Origin of the sequence: Kordia antarctica (assembly GCF_009901525.1) — a bacterium.
GTDB classification, from domain to species: Bacteria; Bacteroidota; Bacteroidia; order Flavobacteriales; family Flavobacteriaceae; genus Kordia; species Kordia antarctica.
Map to the genome: position 1 here is coordinate 4578321 of NZ_CP019288.1, position 16510 is coordinate 4594830.

Annotated in this window: 17 protein-coding genes; 8 read left to right on the plus strand and 9 right to left on the minus strand. The window is 33.3% G+C overall.

Features of this window, described 5'->3' with window-relative positions; all coding sequences use genetic code 11:
* Positions 1-55 precede the first annotated feature (55 nt).
* Entirely contained in the window at positions 56-763 is a 708-nt protein-coding gene (gene pepE, locus IMCC3317_RS19225) for a dipeptidase PepE (protein WP_160131105.1), read from the minus strand.
* Between the two features lie 155 nt (positions 764-918).
* Here pepE and IMCC3317_RS19230 point away from each other — a divergent pair, with 155 nt between their 5' ends.
* The 6 genes from IMCC3317_RS19230 to IMCC3317_RS19255 all read left to right on the plus strand — a co-directional run bounded on the left by IMCC3317_RS19230 (position 919) and on the right by IMCC3317_RS19255 (position 7101).
* Positions 919-1680, plus strand: a complete 762-nt coding sequence (locus IMCC3317_RS19230) for a carboxypeptidase-like regulatory domain-containing protein (protein ID WP_160131106.1) — start codon at positions 919-921, stop codon at positions 1678-1680.
* Positions 1681-1766: 86 nt separating this feature from the next.
* Positions 1767-2267: a DUF6702 family protein gene (locus IMCC3317_RS19235; protein ID WP_160131107.1), complete on the plus strand. Its 501-nt coding sequence runs from the start codon at positions 1767-1769 to the stop codon at positions 2265-2267.
* A 64-nt stretch (positions 2268-2331) separates the two neighbouring features.
* Positions 2332-4605, plus strand: a complete 2274-nt coding sequence (locus IMCC3317_RS19240) for a M1 family metallopeptidase (protein WP_160131108.1) — start codon at positions 2332-2334, stop codon at positions 4603-4605.
* A gap of 102 nt (positions 4606-4707) precedes the next feature.
* Entirely contained in the window at positions 4708-4980 is a 273-nt protein-coding gene (locus IMCC3317_RS19245) for a Sec-independent protein translocase subunit TatA/TatB (RefSeq protein ID WP_160131109.1), read from the plus strand.
* Positions 4980-5543 (plus strand): phosphatase PAP2 family protein, encoded by a 564-nt coding sequence (locus tag IMCC3317_RS19250; RefSeq protein WP_160131110.1) that lies wholly within the window; start codon positions 4980-4982, stop codon positions 5541-5543. Before IMCC3317_RS19245 ends, IMCC3317_RS19250 begins: the two co-directional genes overlap by 1 nt.
* A 37-nt stretch (positions 5544-5580) precedes the next feature.
* Complete coding sequence (locus IMCC3317_RS19255) at positions 5581-7101, plus strand: S8 family peptidase (protein ID WP_160131111.1); 1521 nt, start codon at positions 5581-5583, stop codon at positions 7099-7101.
* A 404-nt stretch (positions 7102-7505) separates the two neighbouring features.
* On the opposite strand, the gene IMCC3317_RS19260 is transcribed toward IMCC3317_RS19255, so the two are convergent.
* Entirely contained in the window at positions 7506-8147 is a 642-nt protein-coding gene (locus IMCC3317_RS19260) for an O-methyltransferase (RefSeq protein WP_160131112.1), read from the minus strand.
* Positions 8148-8266: 119 nt separating this feature from the next.
* Here IMCC3317_RS19260 and kynU point away from each other — a divergent pair, with 119 nt between their 5' ends.
* A complete protein-coding gene (gene kynU / locus IMCC3317_RS19265) occupies positions 8267-9526 on the plus strand; it encodes a kynureninase (protein WP_160131113.1) in 1260 nt (419 codons plus the stop codon).
* A 1-nt stretch (position 9527) separates the two neighbouring features.
* Positions 9528-10931 carry an FAD-dependent oxidoreductase gene (locus tag IMCC3317_RS19270; RefSeq protein WP_160131114.1) on the plus strand — a complete coding sequence of 468 codons (1404 nt, stop codon included), beginning with the start codon at positions 9528-9530 and terminating at the stop codon, positions 10929-10931.
* Here the strand turns inward: IMCC3317_RS19270 and IMCC3317_RS19275 are convergent.
* The 7 genes from IMCC3317_RS19275 to IMCC3317_RS19305 form a co-directional block, all read right to left on the minus strand.
* On the minus strand, positions 10928-11869 hold the full coding sequence (locus IMCC3317_RS19275) for a hypothetical protein (protein WP_160131115.1): 942 nt from the start codon (positions 11867-11869) through the stop codon (positions 10928-10930). The two genes, IMCC3317_RS19270 and IMCC3317_RS19275, sit on opposite strands and share 4 nt — an antisense overlap.
* A 2-nt stretch (positions 11870-11871) precedes the next feature.
* Positions 11872-12756, minus strand: coding sequence for a DUF6175 family protein (locus tag IMCC3317_RS19280; RefSeq protein ID WP_160131116.1), 885 nt, complete (start codon positions 12754-12756; stop codon positions 11872-11874).
* Between the two features lie 14 nt (positions 12757-12770).
* Positions 12771-13232, minus strand: a complete 462-nt coding sequence (locus IMCC3317_RS19285) for a hypothetical protein (RefSeq protein WP_160131117.1) — start codon at positions 13230-13232, stop codon at positions 12771-12773.
* 5 nt (positions 13233-13237) lie between these two features.
* Entirely contained in the window at positions 13238-14092 is an 855-nt protein-coding gene (locus IMCC3317_RS19290) for a CsgG/HfaB family protein (RefSeq protein WP_160131118.1), read from the minus strand.
* A gap of 306 nt (positions 14093-14398) precedes the next feature.
* The gene (locus IMCC3317_RS19295; protein ID WP_160131119.1) at positions 14399-14920 is read right to left on the minus strand and encodes a TPM domain-containing protein; all 522 of its coding nucleotides are present in this window, start codon (positions 14918-14920) and stop codon (positions 14399-14401) included.
* Positions 14921-15164: 244 nt separating this feature from the next.
* Positions 15165-15947 (minus strand): hypothetical protein, encoded by a 783-nt coding sequence (locus tag IMCC3317_RS19300; protein WP_160131120.1) that lies wholly within the window; start codon positions 15945-15947, stop codon positions 15165-15167.
* Between the two features lie 91 nt (positions 15948-16038).
* Entirely contained in the window at positions 16039-16491 is a 453-nt protein-coding gene (locus tag IMCC3317_RS19305) for a hypothetical protein (RefSeq protein ID WP_160131121.1), read from the minus strand.
* Positions 16492-16510: the final 19 nt, after the last annotated feature.

The following is a 16510-nucleotide window of genomic DNA, read 5'->3' on the forward strand; positions in this document are numbered from 1 at the left end:
GAGAAACCGAATCAAGTTCGGTTTGACGAAATTCACACTTTTCAGACAACTTTTTTTATTTTATAAACACTATTTCCGAACCAGTTTCTAGTTCGTACGGATCTTTTTCGTACTCAAAAATCCGTGCGCTGTGTTCGCCTTCTAAGGTAACTTTTTCACCTTTGACACGAATCCAACTTCCTTCTCGTATTCCCACAACAGGAAGCGTGTTAAATTTATGAAACTCTTTAATTCGTGTTTCACGCGTTTCTCCCATGTGTTTGCTACCTTCAATCGGATCTAAATAATGTGGATTTATGTTGAATGAGACAACGCCTAATGTTTTAAAACTTGGCGGATATATTATTGGCATGTCATTCGTTGTTTGCATGGTAAGTCCGCAAATATTACTTCCTGCACTTGTGCCCAAATATGGTGTTCCGTTAAAAATAGCTTCTCGCAAAGGTTGCATCACTTGATGTTGATATAATTGAGAAACTAATAAAAATGTGTTTCCGCCGCCTGTAAAAACACCTTTTGCATTTGCAATTGCTTCCACAGGATTTTCAAACTCGTGAATTCCACGAACTGTTTTCCCAATCTTTTCAAAGGCTTTTCCAGCGACAGCTGTATACTCATCATGTGTAATTCCACCAGGACGCGCATATGGAATAAATAGAATTTCTTCCGTATCTTTATAAAACGAAGTAAGTTTGTTAAGTAAATAGGCTAAGTAGCCACTTCCGTGGACAGTTGATGTACTGGCAATGATGATATTTTTCATAATGTTTACGCGCTAATGTGTATACTAAAACGTAAAAGTAATGATTAAATGTTTTTAACAAAATTTTAATGTACGTTGGCATTTTTTTAAGGAGAATTGTTAATTTCTTTATGCCGTATTTGCAACCATACTTTTTAACCAACAATACAACATTTATGAAACAAAAATTAGTCTTAGTATGTCTCTTTATTTCCATAGGATTGCTTGCGCAAGATAGCGAACGGAAAATTTTACGTGGTGCTGTAATTTATAGAAACGTCAATGTTGTTGGTGTAAATGTTGTAAATAATACAACCAGTAAAGGAACAAGCACAAATTATAAAGGTGAATATGAAATCCTGGCTAAAAAAGATGATATTTTGGTTTTTTCTTCTGTTCAGTATACAATTAGGGAAATTGTAATTACAGATAAAATTATCAAAAATAATCGGTTGGTGGTTGAGGTAAAAGAGAAAGTAGAAGAGTTAGATGAAGTTGTGATTACTCCTGAAAATCAAGAGAAATTTTTAGATTTTCAAGAAGAACAAATTGTTAAGTATCAAGATTATCAATTTGCTTCTGACCGTTATTCGCAAGTAAAAAATGAAGCGCTTGGGCAAGCAAATTTTCAAGGTGCTAATATTCTCGGGCTTGTGGGAATGCTTTTGAATTCTATCATAGGAAAAAGAAAAAATAGAGAAAAAGAAAAGGCTATTTATGAGCGTACAAGTTTTAATGAAATACGGTATCGTTATAAGGATGAGTTTTTTGAGAATAATTTAGGCATACCAAAAGATCAAATTAGCGCGTTTTTATATTATTGTGATGATCAATTGCCTTCGGAAGATATTTTTTCAGAGAAAAATGAATTTTTAATGATTGATTTTATGGTGAAACAAAGTAAAACGTTTTTGGAATCTATCAAGAAAAAAGACTAATTCATCGAGCAATAAAATACAAAAGAGCAATTTGGAATGCTTTTTGAATATCTTTGTAACAACAAAAATAAAAGTTATATACTTCAATGAAAATTCAAAAACTACTCGTGTTGTTCGTTGCTATTCCGCTACTATCATTTGTAACAGCGCATAAATTCTACGTAAGTGTTATTAACATTGAGCATAGCAAAATAGATAAAGCTTTACAGATAACAACGCGCATCTTTATTGATGATTTTCAAAAAGTACTGGAAATGCGCTACGACCTAAAAGAAGAACTGACTACCGAAAAAAACACCAAAGAAGTAGAACAGTTAATGGAGAAGTATCTCAATAAGAAACTAAAAATTTGGGTTAATGGCGAATTGAAAACATTCGATTTTATCGGAAAAAAATACGAAGATGATGTCACTATTTGTTACTTAGAGATTAGTGGTGTTGCAGCGGTAAATTCACTCGAAATTGAAAACACTATTTTATACGAATTAGAAGAAGATCAACAGAATTTAGTACATGTAAAAATAGCAGATCGGCGCAAAAGTTTACTTTTGGTTAAAGAAAACGATAAAGGTTTGTTAAAATTTTAACAGAAAATATTCAAAATGTCTACTTTTAGGGTCTGAAAAATACAAACCTATTTTAAAAACCTAAATGAAACGTAAACATCTCTACATCTTCGCTTTTCTAATTATGGGAGCGAACGTTATTTTTGCTCAAGATAGCCAAGAAGACAAGAAGCCCCAAGGACACATCAATAGCAATAAATTTAGACAACTCTATCAAGAATTCTCTACTCCAAACATGTACAGAACTGGTTCTGGTGCGCCAGGAGCAGCATATTATCAGCAACAGGCTGATTATGAAATAGATATTGAGCTTGATGATAAAAATAAGAAAATGTATGGTGTTGAAACCATTACATATACAAATAATTCCCCTGACAATTTAGAGTACCTTTGGGTTCAACTTGATCAAAATGTTCGCGCTAAAAATTCGCAAGCAAAACTTAAAAATGGATCGAGTTTTCCACGTTTAGAAAGAGCTTCAAAATTTGTAGGAAGCTATGTAGTTGATCCTTTTGACGGAGGTTTTAATATTGACTATATAAAAAACGAAAAAGGAAGACCAATGTCATTTACGATCAACGAAACAATGATGCGTATTGACTTGCCACAACCGTTAAAAGCTGGAGCTAAAATTTCGTTCTCCATCAAATGGTGGTATAATATTAATAATCATGTAACCAACAGAGGTCGTTCAGGATATGAATTTTTTGAAAAAGATGGAAATTACGCTTATGTAATTGCTCAGTTTTTCCCAAGAATGGCAGTTTATAATGATGTTGAAGGTTGGCAAAATTTTCAGTTTTGGGGAAGTGGAGAATTTGCGTTACCATTTGGAAACTACGAAGTAAATATTACGGTTCCTGCAGATCACATTTTAGATGCAACAGGCGAATTACAGAATAGAAAAAACGTGTTTACCAAAGATATGATGAAGCGTTATGAGCGTGCGCTAGAATCATACGATAAACCAGTAATCATTGTAACACAGGCAGAAGCAAAAGCTGCTGAAAAAGACTTTTCTACAAAAAAGAAGACATGGAAATTCTACGCGGAAAACGTGAGAGACTTTGCATTTGCAACTTCGCGTAAATTTATTTGGGACATGCAAGCCGTTGATATCAATGGTAAAAAAGTAATGGCAGTTTCCATGTATCCAAAAGAGGGAAATCCGCTTTGGGAAGAATATTCTACGAAAGCTGTAGCAAGTACATTAAAAACATATTCAAATCATACATTTACATATCCATATCACAAAGCAATTTCTGTACACGCTAAAAACCAAGGAATGGAATATCCTATGATTTGCTGGAATTACGGACGTCCAAGTGAAGACGGAAAATACTCTGAACGTGTAAAATTTGGAATGATCAGTGTAATTATTCACGAAGTAGGACACAACTTTTTCCCTATGATTGTAAACTCTGATGAGCGTCAATGGGGTTGGATGGACGAAGGTTTGGATACTTTTATGCAATACTTAGCAGAACAAGATTTTGCAAAAGCGCATCCAGAATCTGTGGTTTCTAACGGCGGAAAATATCCTTCACGTAGAGGAGAACCTTCTAAAATTGTTCCGTACATGAAAGGAAGTCAAAATAGATTGTCTCCAATCATGTCAAATCCAGAAAATGTACATCAGTTAGGACCAAACGCTTATGGAAAGCCAGCAACAGGATTAAATATCTTGAGGGAAACTATCATGGGACCAAAAGCATTTGATCACGCATTCAAAACTTACGCACAACGTTGGATGTTCAAACACCCAAGTCCAGAAGATTTCTTTAGAACAATGGAAGATGCTTCTGGAATCGATTTAGACTGGTTTTGGAGAGGTTGGTTTTACACAACTGATTATGTTGACATAGGAATTGAAGGCGTTAAAAAATACCAAGTAGGAACTCGTATCACAGAAAGTGAAAATTATGTATATTATATTTCTGAAGATGATGAAGATTACAAAAAAGAAAACGAAGGAAAAGCAGTATTAGATGTAGAAGGAAACGAATCATTAAAAGAATATTTAATGGATAACTTTACGGAAGCAGAAAGAGCGAACTTAGAAAATCCTAAATATTTCTACGAAGTATCATTTAATAAACCAGGCGGATTGGTAATGCCAATTATTGTTGAATGTACGTATGATGATGGCACTAAGGAAACGGTAAAATATCCAGTTCAAATTTGGAGAAAGAACGACAACAATGCTACCATTGTAATTGCTTCAAGCAAAGAAATCAAAAATATTCAGTTAGATCCTAAACTTGAAACAGCTGATATTGATACTTCAAACAATGTATGGCCACGTGAAGAAGGCAATACGGAGTTCAATAAGTTTAAAGACGATAAGATAAAGCAGTAAATAGTATTATCAAAAATAAAATCATAAAAAACCAGCTTAATTGCTGGTTTTTTTATAACATAGTATTTACTTGTTTATATTTGTAGAATAATAGAACAAAGTATGGCATTATTTATTAGTGGAGGAGAGATAGTTGTAATTATGCTAATTGTAGTTATGGTGTTTGGTGCAGACAAGATTCCTGAAATCGCAAGAGGACTAGGAAAAGGAATGCGCCAATTAAAAGATGCAACCAACGAAATAAAGCACGAAATTCAGAAAAGCGCGGAAGATAGCGGACTAGATACCAACATTGCTGGTGACGTTCAAAAAGAAATAAACAAAGTAAAAGAAGATATCGAAGACATGTCAGGTCCTATTAAAAGGCAACATTAATGTTTAATGAATTACTGACATACGACAAAGAACTACTCATCTATCTAAGCAACCTAGGCGAAATTCACTTTGATGTCTTTTGGGTTTTCGTTACAAGTTTCATCTATTGGATTCCATTACTACTATTTGTATTCTACAAAATTTATAAAAAACTCCCCAAACATCAAGCTAAATACATTATAAGTTACGGACTTTTCATCTTATTCTTTTCTTTACTTTTAGTTGAAATTGTAAAAATAGGAGTCGAACGTATTCGCCCATGTAACGATCCTACAGTAGCGCCATTCATCAATATTATCATACAACCTGAAAATTATAGCTTTTTCTCAGGACATGCAACGGTTTCTTTTGCCTTAACCACTTATTTATTTTTAATACTCAGGAACGTATTTTCTTGGATACGCTATTTATACATGTGGCCGCTATTTTTTATGTACAGTCGGTTGTACTTTGGAGTGCATTATCCTTCAGATATCTTAACAGGAATTATTATTGGAATTATCATTGGAGTTGTATTTTATCGAATTTATAATGCGCGCATACTAAAGTTACAAATTTATTGATATATTAGTTGGAATTTAAACCAATAACCAATTAAACATGAAAAATTTAAACCTTAAATTAGCCCTAGTTATGGTGGCTTTAGGCGTAATTTCTTGTTCTAACGATGCACCTATCATCGAAAACTTAGAAGAAGAAAACAGCGTTGTACTTGTACAGCGTACACCACTTACACCTACAGAAATCAATGCAAAAATTAATGAAACCATTTCAAGTCGAGAAGATTTTGAATGGTCAAACATGGACGCACACATGATATGGAGTGCTACTGTTCATGGAGATCAAATTCTTACCATAGGATATGGAGATAATGAGAACGATTTCAACAAAGAAAATTCTAACGCAAGTGGAATTAAAGACAGATTAATTGAAAGAATTGCTTCTATTGAAGGTGGCGGACAAAAGAAAACTAGCGATTTCTTAATTGATGAAGATGAAAAACTAAACATCATCGATGTGAAAATTGAAGACTTAGCAACGGTTCAAGATTTGTTATCTCAAAAAGGAATTCGTTACATGGAGCCAGCTGGTTACAGATACCAATTACATCAAACCGGAACAACAGAATCTGGCGCAGGATGCGGATATGGTTCTTCAACGTTAAATTCAGGAGATTATACAACAGTAGCGCCAGGCGCAAAAGTACCTTGGACGTTTTACGAACATAACATTCCATCAGCTTGGAATTACAGTACAGGTTCAGGTGTTGGAATTGGAGTGATTGACACTGGATTAACACCTAATAACTCATTAATGAACGGAAGTTTTAATGATGGTTATTCATCTGGAAGATACGTTCAGAAATATGGAACTTACGTAGATTCATGGTGGCCTTGGTCGTCAAGAACTGACGGACCAAATGACAAATGTGGACACGGAACAAGTATGACATCTGTGGCAACAGCACCAAGAAACAACAACGGAATGCCAGTTGGTGTTGCATATAACGCGAACTTAATTAGCTACCGTGGAACTAAAAATGTACTCTTAGATGGTTATCATGAGCAAAAAGGTGTGGCAAATGCACTAACAGCTCTTGGAAACAGAAGCGACGTAAAAGTAATTTCAATGTCTATTGGACATATTTTTTCTATTGGAAGAATAAAGGATGCAGTTAGATATGCAAATAATAGAGGAAAATTAATTTTTGCAGCAGGTGGAACTTCTACAACTTTTACGAACTTCGTAGGAGTAATATTTCCAGCATCAATGAGCGAAACAGTTGCTGTAACTGGAGTAACAGATGCTAATTACTATAAAGAATGTGACATTTGCCACAAAGGAAGTCAAATAGACTTTACAATAGTAATGCAGCGTAATGGTAATGGAAGCAGAACAACACCAGTATTAAGTTACTATAACGGACAAACTGATTATGTAGGTGGTTCGTCAGTAGCAACTGCAACTACAGCAGGAATTGCGGCATTAGTATGGTCAAGACATCCAAGCTGGACAAAAACACAAGTATTAAACAGATTGAAGCAATCTGCAGATTTCTATCCAAACAAAAATTCACAGTACGGATATGGAAATATAGACGCATTGCAAGCAGTTCAATAGAACAGTTGGCATATTTAGTTTAGTAAATAGGGAGAAACTCTTGTCGCAAGGCAAGAGTTTTTTTAGTTTCAAGATTTTCAGAAAAATCTTGAAACTAATCTCGTCGCAGGACGAGATCTCAGTAAGCATTTGAATGTTTTTGCCACGAATACACGAATATTTTTAGTCCGTTTTTCGGAACAAGGTGCAAACTTGCGCTAGCGATTTAGTATCGAGAAATACTTCGTTTCAAAAGATTTCTCGATACAATTTTTCTTCATTTCATTACAAAAAACCACTCGAAATGACGTTTTAAACATTAACAAAAAATAGTTGGAAGCTACTCAATAAGTTAGCAATTTTAACAAACTAACAAACTAACAAACTAACAAACTAACAAACTAACAAACTAACAAACTAACAAACTAACAAACCCGACTAATCGTCAAGCCATCTCTAATAGGTAACACAACGGTTTCCACACGTGAATCTTCTTTTAAAAGTGCATTGTATTCTAAAAGTGCTTTGGTAGAAAAATCATTCTTCTGTAAAGGTTCAATCACTTTTCCGCTCCATAAAACATTATCGGACAAAATAATTCCATTCGGATTCATCTTCTCAATAATCGCATGAAAATAGGCAGGGTAATTTGGCTTATCGGCATCAATAAACACCAAATCGAATGTGGTATTCATTTTAGGAATAATTTCTAAAGCGTCGCCTGTATATTGATAAATTTGACTTCCATAACTTGAAGCATCAAAATACTTGCGTTGAAAATCGTGTAACTCTTCATTAATATCAATCGTATGCAATTCGCCTTCTAGTTGCATTCCTTCTGCCAAACAAAGCGCAGAATATCCTGTATACGTTCCAATCTCTAAAATCGTTTTTGGGCGAATCAATTTAGACAACATACTCAACAATCGTCCTTGATAATGTCCGCTCAACATACGTGGCTGTAAAATTTTCTGATACGTTTCGCGTGTCAACGCCTTTAACAAATCTGGTTCATTCTCTGAATGATTTACAACATATTCATCTAAAGCTTCTGGAATAAAATGCATACTACTTGAATTTGTGCAAAAGTATTAATAAAAAAAGATTCCATTACAGATTACAATTTGAAAAATATCTTTTCATACCCAAAATGGAATCCGTATTTTTGATAAAAATAGCATTCATCATGTTTCAAAATACATTAGCGTATGCAAAATCGCAAGACGCAATAGATCCTCTAAAAAGCTACCGAACTAAATTTCACATTCCAAAAGATGCCGCTGGCAATGAATGGATTTATTTTTGTGGAAATTCGCTCGGATTGCAACCAAAAGTAACGCAAAATTATATTCAACAAGAGTTGAACGATTGGGCAAACTTAGGTGTAGAAGGACATTTTGATGCAAAAAATCCTTGGATGCCGTATCATGAATTCCTCACGGAAAACATGGCGAAAATACTAGGAGCAAAGCCAATTGAAGTCGTAATTATGAATACATTAACGACGAATTTACACTTGTTGATGGTTTCTTTTTATCAACCTATCAAAACAAAATATAAAATTGTCATTGAAAGTGATGCATTTCCATCGGATCGGTATGCAGTAGAATCGCAACTAAAATTTCACGGATTCGATCCAAAAGAAGGATTACTAGAATGGAAACCAAGAAAAGGCGAACAATTACTTCGTATGGAAGATTTGGAAGCTTTGCTTGAAGAAGATGGCGACGAAATTGCATTATTAATGATTGGCGGCGTAAATTATTACACAGGACAATATCTTGACATCAAAAAAATAGCAGAACTCGGACACGCAAAAGGTGCGATGGTTGGAATTGATTTGGCACATGGCGCAGGAAACATTCAGCCAAATTTACACGATTCTAATGTAGACTTTGCGGCTTGGTGTACGTACAAATATCTAAATGCTGGACCTGGAAGTTTAGGAGGTTTATTTGTACATGAAAAACATGCACATAATAAAGAATTGAATCGATTTACAGGTTGGTGGGGACACGATAAAAATACGCGTTTTAACATGCGTTACGATTTTAATCCAATTCCTGGTGCGGAAAGTTGGCAATTGAGCAATCCGCCAATATTATCAATGGCAGCGATAAAAGCGTCGTTGGATATGTTTAATGAAGTTGGAATGGATGCTTTACGCGAAAAATCTGAAAAGTTGACAGCGTATTTTGAATACTTAATCAATGAACTTACTACAGATCGAATTAAAATAATTACACCTTCAAACCCAAAAGAAAGAGGTTGTCAATTATCGATTCAAGTCAAAAATGCTGATAAATCATTACATCAAAAACTGATAGACAAACAGATTATTTCCGATTGGCGTGAACCAGATGTAATTCGTTGTGCGCCAGTTCCATTATACAATACGTTTGAAGATGTTTATAGAATGGTGGACGAATTAAAAAAATGCTTATAACATGAAGAAGAAAGAACATATACTCATTATTGGCGCAGGTTTGTGCGGTTCATTATTGGCGTTGCGATTAGGACAACGCGGTTACAAAGTGACTGTAATGGAAAGTCGTCCCGATTTGCGAACTGTAGATATTTCTGCGGGAAGATCGATCAATTTAGCATTTTCAGATAGAGGAATTAAAGCCATGAAAATGGTCGGAATTGCAGATAAAGTTATGCCTTTGTGCATTCCGATGAACGGGCGTTTGGTACACGATATTGAAGGAAATACGTTTATGTCTAACTATTCTGGTCGTGAAGACGAATATATCAATTCGATTTCCAGAGGTGATTTAAACGCGCTTTTATTAACGGAAGCAGAAGAACATGAAGCTGTAAATATCACATTCAACAAAAAATGTACAGGCATTGATATTGAAGAAAATGTTGCCACTTTTTATTGTTACGATACTAAAAAAGAAGTACAACTAAAAGCAGATGTAATTTTCGGAACAGATGGCGCAGGTTCAATTTTGCGTAAAAGTTATTACTTGGAGCGCAAATTTTTATTCAGCTATTCGCAGAATTATTTAAGTCACGGATATAAAGAATTAAGCATTCCACCAACAAAATCTGGTGGTTTTCGTACAGAAAAAAACGCATTGCACATTTGGCCAAGAGGCGACTTTATGATTATTGCCTTGCCAAACTTAGATGGAAGTTTTACAGTTACGTTGTTTCTGTCGTATGACGAAGGCGAATATAATTTCAACAATTTAACGACAAAAGAACGCGTACAAGAATTCTTTGAAGCACAATTTCCAGATTTAGTACCGTTGATCCCTGAGTTGACAAAAGAATACTTCGAAAATCCAACAGCGCCATTAGGAACCGTAAAATGTTCACCTTGGTCGTATAAAAATAATACATTATTGCTAGGTGATGCAGCGCATGCAATTGTTCCGTTTTACGGACAAGGTATGAATGCGTCTTTTGAAGATGTTGTTGTCCTAAACGAAGTCTTGGACGCGCATGAAGGCGATTGGGAAGTCGTTTTTAAAGCCTTTGAAAAAGCACGTAAAATAGATACAGATGCGATTGCTGATTTAGCCATTGATAATTACTACGAAATGCGCGATCATGTTGCGAACCCGATCTTTAAAGAAAAGCGTAAGTTAGAAATGGATTTGGAAAAAAACTTTCCTGAGGATTATTTCTCTAAATATTCAATGGTAACGTTTAATGAAGACATTCCATATAGCAAAGCCATGAAAATTGGTCGTGCGCAAGATAAAGCGTTATTGAATCTAATTGCAGACGACAAAATTGATACCACGGGCGATTTAAAAGAAATTCTTAAAAAAGTTCAAGCAGAAACCAACGAAATTTTAGACGAAGACAATGTTGCGAAAACAATGAAGCATTAAAAAAGACTTTTATAAGTTATTGTTTGTGGTCTTGATTGGTAATAAGCTTTTGCAATATCTCTGATAGTTTGCAATCGATATTTTTTCAAATTGTAATTATCAGTATACATTTTAAGTTTCAGATTCCATTCTTTACGCTCTTTTTCATCTACTTTGCTAGCTGATTTCGTAATTAAACTTTCAGCTTCTTTTGCACAAGGAGAACTCGGATCTACGTAACGCAATGTATTTAATGCGCCACTATAATCATTGTTGGCTAATTTTGTTTTTGCTGTTAAAATGTTCTCTTTACAGAGTTGTTTTTGATATGCATTGTAAGCTTCTACAGATTTTTGCTGAACATTTCCATAACACTTTTTTGCTTCTCTCGGAATAGTGCTTAATATAGCAATTGCTTGTTGATATTGTTTCATTTGTATGTACGCATCTGCATCTTTGGTGATTTGATCGCAATTATTTTCGTAATATGAGAGAATCTTTTCTTTTCCTATTTTTATAAAATCTTTTAATTTTGGATCTGAAGCACTAATTTTTGAAATTGCATTGTTCAGTGCTTTTTGCTTTGTGGTGCCGCTGCCTTTTAAGGATTTTGAGTACGAAGCGTATATTTTTCGAGTGCTGTATTGTTGTATGAAAAGGCTAAATTCAACTTCTAGAGAAACTAAATTTCGCATTCCGGTAACCGTAGATTCGTCAAATATTTCAAATTTTGGATAGATTAAAAATTCATTAGAATATCCACTTCCTGAAATTCCATTTCTAGTAACAATATGTTGAATTTTTGTTTCTATTTTAGATACTGTTCTTTGCGTTAAATATTCTGAATTATCAGGCAATACAACTGATAGAGAAATCGAATTTAGATCCGCATCTGTATTTTGTGAGTGAATTGTATTTGATACTAAAATCAATACGAACATTAATATTTTTTTAATCATAATTATTGAATTATTATATTAACTTCAGCTTCACTACGTTTCCCTTGTTTAACGGATAAGCCTAATTTATTTTTTATATATTTTCTTAATTTACTAGACAATTTTGTTGCCCTATAATTTCTTCCCGTTTTTGGATCTTTCAGCGGAATTCTAAAATCGTCAATAACCATTGTATTTTCGCTTACACCTTGTATGTGGAAGTTGTTATTATGTGCGTTTACGTCCATCCATTCTTCTAAAAGATCAGAAAGTAAATCACCTTCATCACCTATTTCGGAGTCCATGTTATGTTCTGAATCTTCAATAAATCCAATATTGATTCTTATTGAACGACCATTTTCAATAATACCGCTAAACTTGTCGTTCATGGTATTTAAAAAATCTTCAATACAACTTTCAACAGCTTTCTTTGATAATTTTGCAATATCATCGGTATAGAATTTGCCAGATTCACCTATTTTATTGGAGAGTGATTGTGCGGTGTATGAATCTTTACCTTCCAGAATTAATTTTACAGAATTTCCGGTAGAAGATTTTTGCACAAATACTTCCGTTTCTATAATGATATCTGCGCCAGACAGTCGAATAATTTCTGCTTTTAAATCTGTTTTTTCATCTGATTTTAAAGCCATTTCATTCATGGCTTGTTTTAACTTTTGTGTAAAATCGTACGTTGTAAAACCTCTATCATCAAAAGCTTCTTTAACTTTTGCAATTGCAATTCGCTTATTAAAATCGTCTTCTAAAATTGTCCGAATGTCTTGTCCATCTTTAACCCACGGAATTATCATAATGGTAGGCTGTACTTGCGTTACTTTTTCTTGCGCTTGCAGTTTTAAATTAGAACTTAAAACAATAAAGACAAGAGTTAAAATGTATTTTTTCATAATGGATTATACTTTTAAAGTCCAAATTTTCTAATAACTTTTCGTTCTTCTAAATCTCTTTTTAAGGATAGAATATTAATTTTTATATCATTCGTTCCTGTAAACACTTTGTCCCTTCTTTTATAAGGAGAACTTACATAAGAACTCATCACAAAAGAGCGATATCTATCTTTAAAAAAGGAATCAAAATATGCTTTGTGTTGTGACATTAATGAGTTTTCATTAGCACCAACCATTGGTTTTTCTATACTCGTATTTGGAATACCTCTAAAAAAGATAAGTTCAAACACTTTTCGTTCTGCGTCACCGATTGCTTCGTTTTCACTATTTCCATAACCAACGCTTCTAACTTCTAAGGTTTTGTTTTTTTGTTCATTTAAAACTGTTGCCTCAGCCGTCAATGGCGTGTATACTTTTTGTCCACAATTTGTAACGAATAAAGCAGTTGCAATTAGAATTATAATTTTTCTATACATAGTTATTAATTTTGAGAGTAGCATCTGATTTGTGCGCCTGCGTTGAACTTTTCCAAAATCATGTCGCCACCTTTAGTAACTTTTGCTTCTGAAATTTCTTCACCTTCAACATTAGTAATTTTAATAGTTCCTATTTCTTTTTTTCGGATCAACTCTTTTCCATTCACAATAACTTTTACAAGTTCAACAACTTTAAATTCCTGTTTTTTTCTAGCGCCATTAATATTTCCTGTGTTTATTAATAACATTTTAGCTTTGCTTGAAGATGCTTTTGTAATTTCAATAATTTGTGTAGTTACAGGAAAATTATCAGCAACGAACTTATCAATTGCTTTTTGAGTTCCTTTTAACGAATTAAAAAAAGCTTTATTAGGTGTTTTTGTATCATAAGTACTTACAAGACCTCCTAAAAAAGTTTGCTTTGGTTCAATCAGTTCACTAGCAATAACTTTACCTGTAGCAATATCTATAACTTCTAAGGAGAATGAAATAGTACAAACATAATGCATAGAACTTTTAGAAGTTTTTCGGGTAAAACTTATATGATTTATACTTCCTGTAACAATTTGTTCAGCACCTTCAAAAGAACTCTCCGCAGTAACTTTACCGTCTATAAATTCTTCTTTTTTTTGAAATTCTCTTTCTGCAAGTAGTTTTTTGTAGTTTCCTCTGTCAACGATTTTAAAACGATTGGTATTTTTAATGGCAGCTTTTACTTTGTCTTCAATTGCCTTAATATATTGACTTTCAATGGAAGTACTACCAGTTGATTCAAAAGTAGATATGGCAACTGTTTTTTTCTGAGCAAATCCGATAGTAGTAATTAAAAATATAAGTAAGAAAAGTAGATTTTTCTTCATAAGATCACAAGGTTTTTTTAGGAATAACATAATTGATTATTCTTATTGATTAGTCAATTACAAACTTATTGTGATCTGTTTTATTTTCTTTACGGATTTCCGTAAAGAGGCTAATTTTTTTGAATTTATTTTCTAAGTAATTGAATTAATGCCGTTTGCGAAGTTGTAAAATGTTGAATTTGATTGAAGAACAATTTTAAAAACCTACTTTGAAATGAATGATACTATATTAAAGCAGTAAGTGGAAAATTGAATCTATCACTTTTAGTATAATTATCGAGAAGCATTAAAAAAGACTTTTATAAGTTACTCTAACTCTTCAATAATCCCTTCAATTCCTTTATAAAAACCAGTATAATAATCATTGTTTTTAAACTCAGGAACCATCACGTTATTAATGATATGTAGTGTTTCATCATCCGTGAGTTTTTCCATAATTCCGTCGCCATTTTGAATCCAAACACGGCGATCTTTCATGTATAACGCAATTAAAACGCCATTATTTTTATACTCTTGTCCAACTTTCCAGTTGTTTGCTAAATCTAATGAGTATTCTTCCAATCCGCTATATTCTTGAATGGAAGTTAGTGTAACAATTGCAATCTGATTGGATGTTTTAGCTTCGTGTTGTTGCACCAATTCTAGTAAATTGGCTTCCTGTTCATCTGACAGAATATTATCGAAATCATTGACAAATCCGATAGGAATAGGAAATATAACGTCGGTTGTGTGGGTAGATACGTGCGAGTGAGAATGCGTTTTGTGAGTCGCTTCACAGCTAATACAAAGTATAACCAGCAGGGCAGGCAGGAGACTTTTGAATTTCATAGTAGGCAATTAATATCAATTTGGGTATGTGCAATATAAGAAAATACTTTAAGCTTTTACGAAAAATTAACATATGAATATTTAAACTGTCATTACTTCATATATTGTATTCTTGCCATTGCAACGGATTCGCCAATTTTTTCGAACTAAATTCCAAATGTAATACACGCCGTTGTTTATGGTTTAATGAGCAAAACCATTTTCTCTCAGTGATGATTTATAGGATATACTTTCGATCAAAAAACTAATTTAATAATTTTAATTGCTCATCAATTTGCGCGTGAAGAAAGCTAATTTGCGCGGTATATTTATCAGTATCTTCATTAATTGTTTTTTTAAATAACTCGAATACTTCCAAACGCAATTCGCAATAGCGCATTAGTTTTTTATTTTGTTCAATAAACTCACGCGGTAAGTTTTTTATCGTATCGGTTTGTTTTATAATTTCGATATTTTCTTCCCATTTAGGAATAACTTTTTCATTCAATTCAGCAATGAGCGAAAAACGATTTCCAGTTTCAATATGATCGTAAAAGACTAAAGATTCTTCTTCGTTCTTTACAAACTGTTCAATTTTAGTATCATATAAGTTTTCAGCTTCAAAATCAGTAGATAAATAAATAGCTCCAAAAAGTCCAATTCCTAAAACAATTAAGGATAATATACCAATTCCGGCAGCTCTCCATCGTGAGAAGAAGTTGTATTTATGTTCTTCATGTTGCTTGAATATATCGCCAAAATTGCGTTCAACCCAAAAAACGGTAAAACCTGTATAAATTGTAGGAATGATCATTTTGGGAACTTTCTCTATAATATGTTCAGGAATAGAAAAAATTAACGCAAATAGTGCAATCGTTGCAACAATTGAAATGATAAGCGCATTGTTTCCTTTTTGAGTTTCATCTAACGCTTTATAATTTTCTCTAATTAAATAACCTGCCGCTATTGGTCCGCCAATAAATGTAGCGATACCAATGGCTTTGTGAGAATAAAATGTAATGTCTTTTGTATTGATTTCTTTTTGCATGCTAAAAGTTTCAAGGGAATTTGAAAAAGCCAAAGATAACAAATATGAAAGAAGTGAATTGTTTTGTTAGCCTATAAATATGAGTTTTGTGTTAGCTATTTTTTTTAGAAGTAACATGGTTTATCAACTTCTCCAAATTCAGTTTCAACAACTTATATTCTGGCGTATTTGGCGGTGTTTCTTGTAATTTGATTCGATGCCATTGCATATAAGTTTCGTAATCAATGGTGGTTTGTAAAGTTTCACGCAAGTGTTTCCATGATTTTGTATCGCGTTGCGAAGGAACTTCAAAATCGTAGTGAACTTGAAGCATTGCATTTTTACATTGCGGACAGGAAACTTTTATTTTTTGATGTCTTGCATTGATATATTTTACAATATCAGTTTTTGAAGCAGTTTCGTAATATTCGTTTATTAAATTTGAAAAATCATCATTCACAGGGTTTTTCATGTCTTCTTTTGAAGCACGTTTAAATCCTTTTTGACATTTCAGACAGATATAATGTCGTTTGTAATTTTTTGTAGGAAGCCACTCGAAGCCCATGATTTGTATTTATGAATTT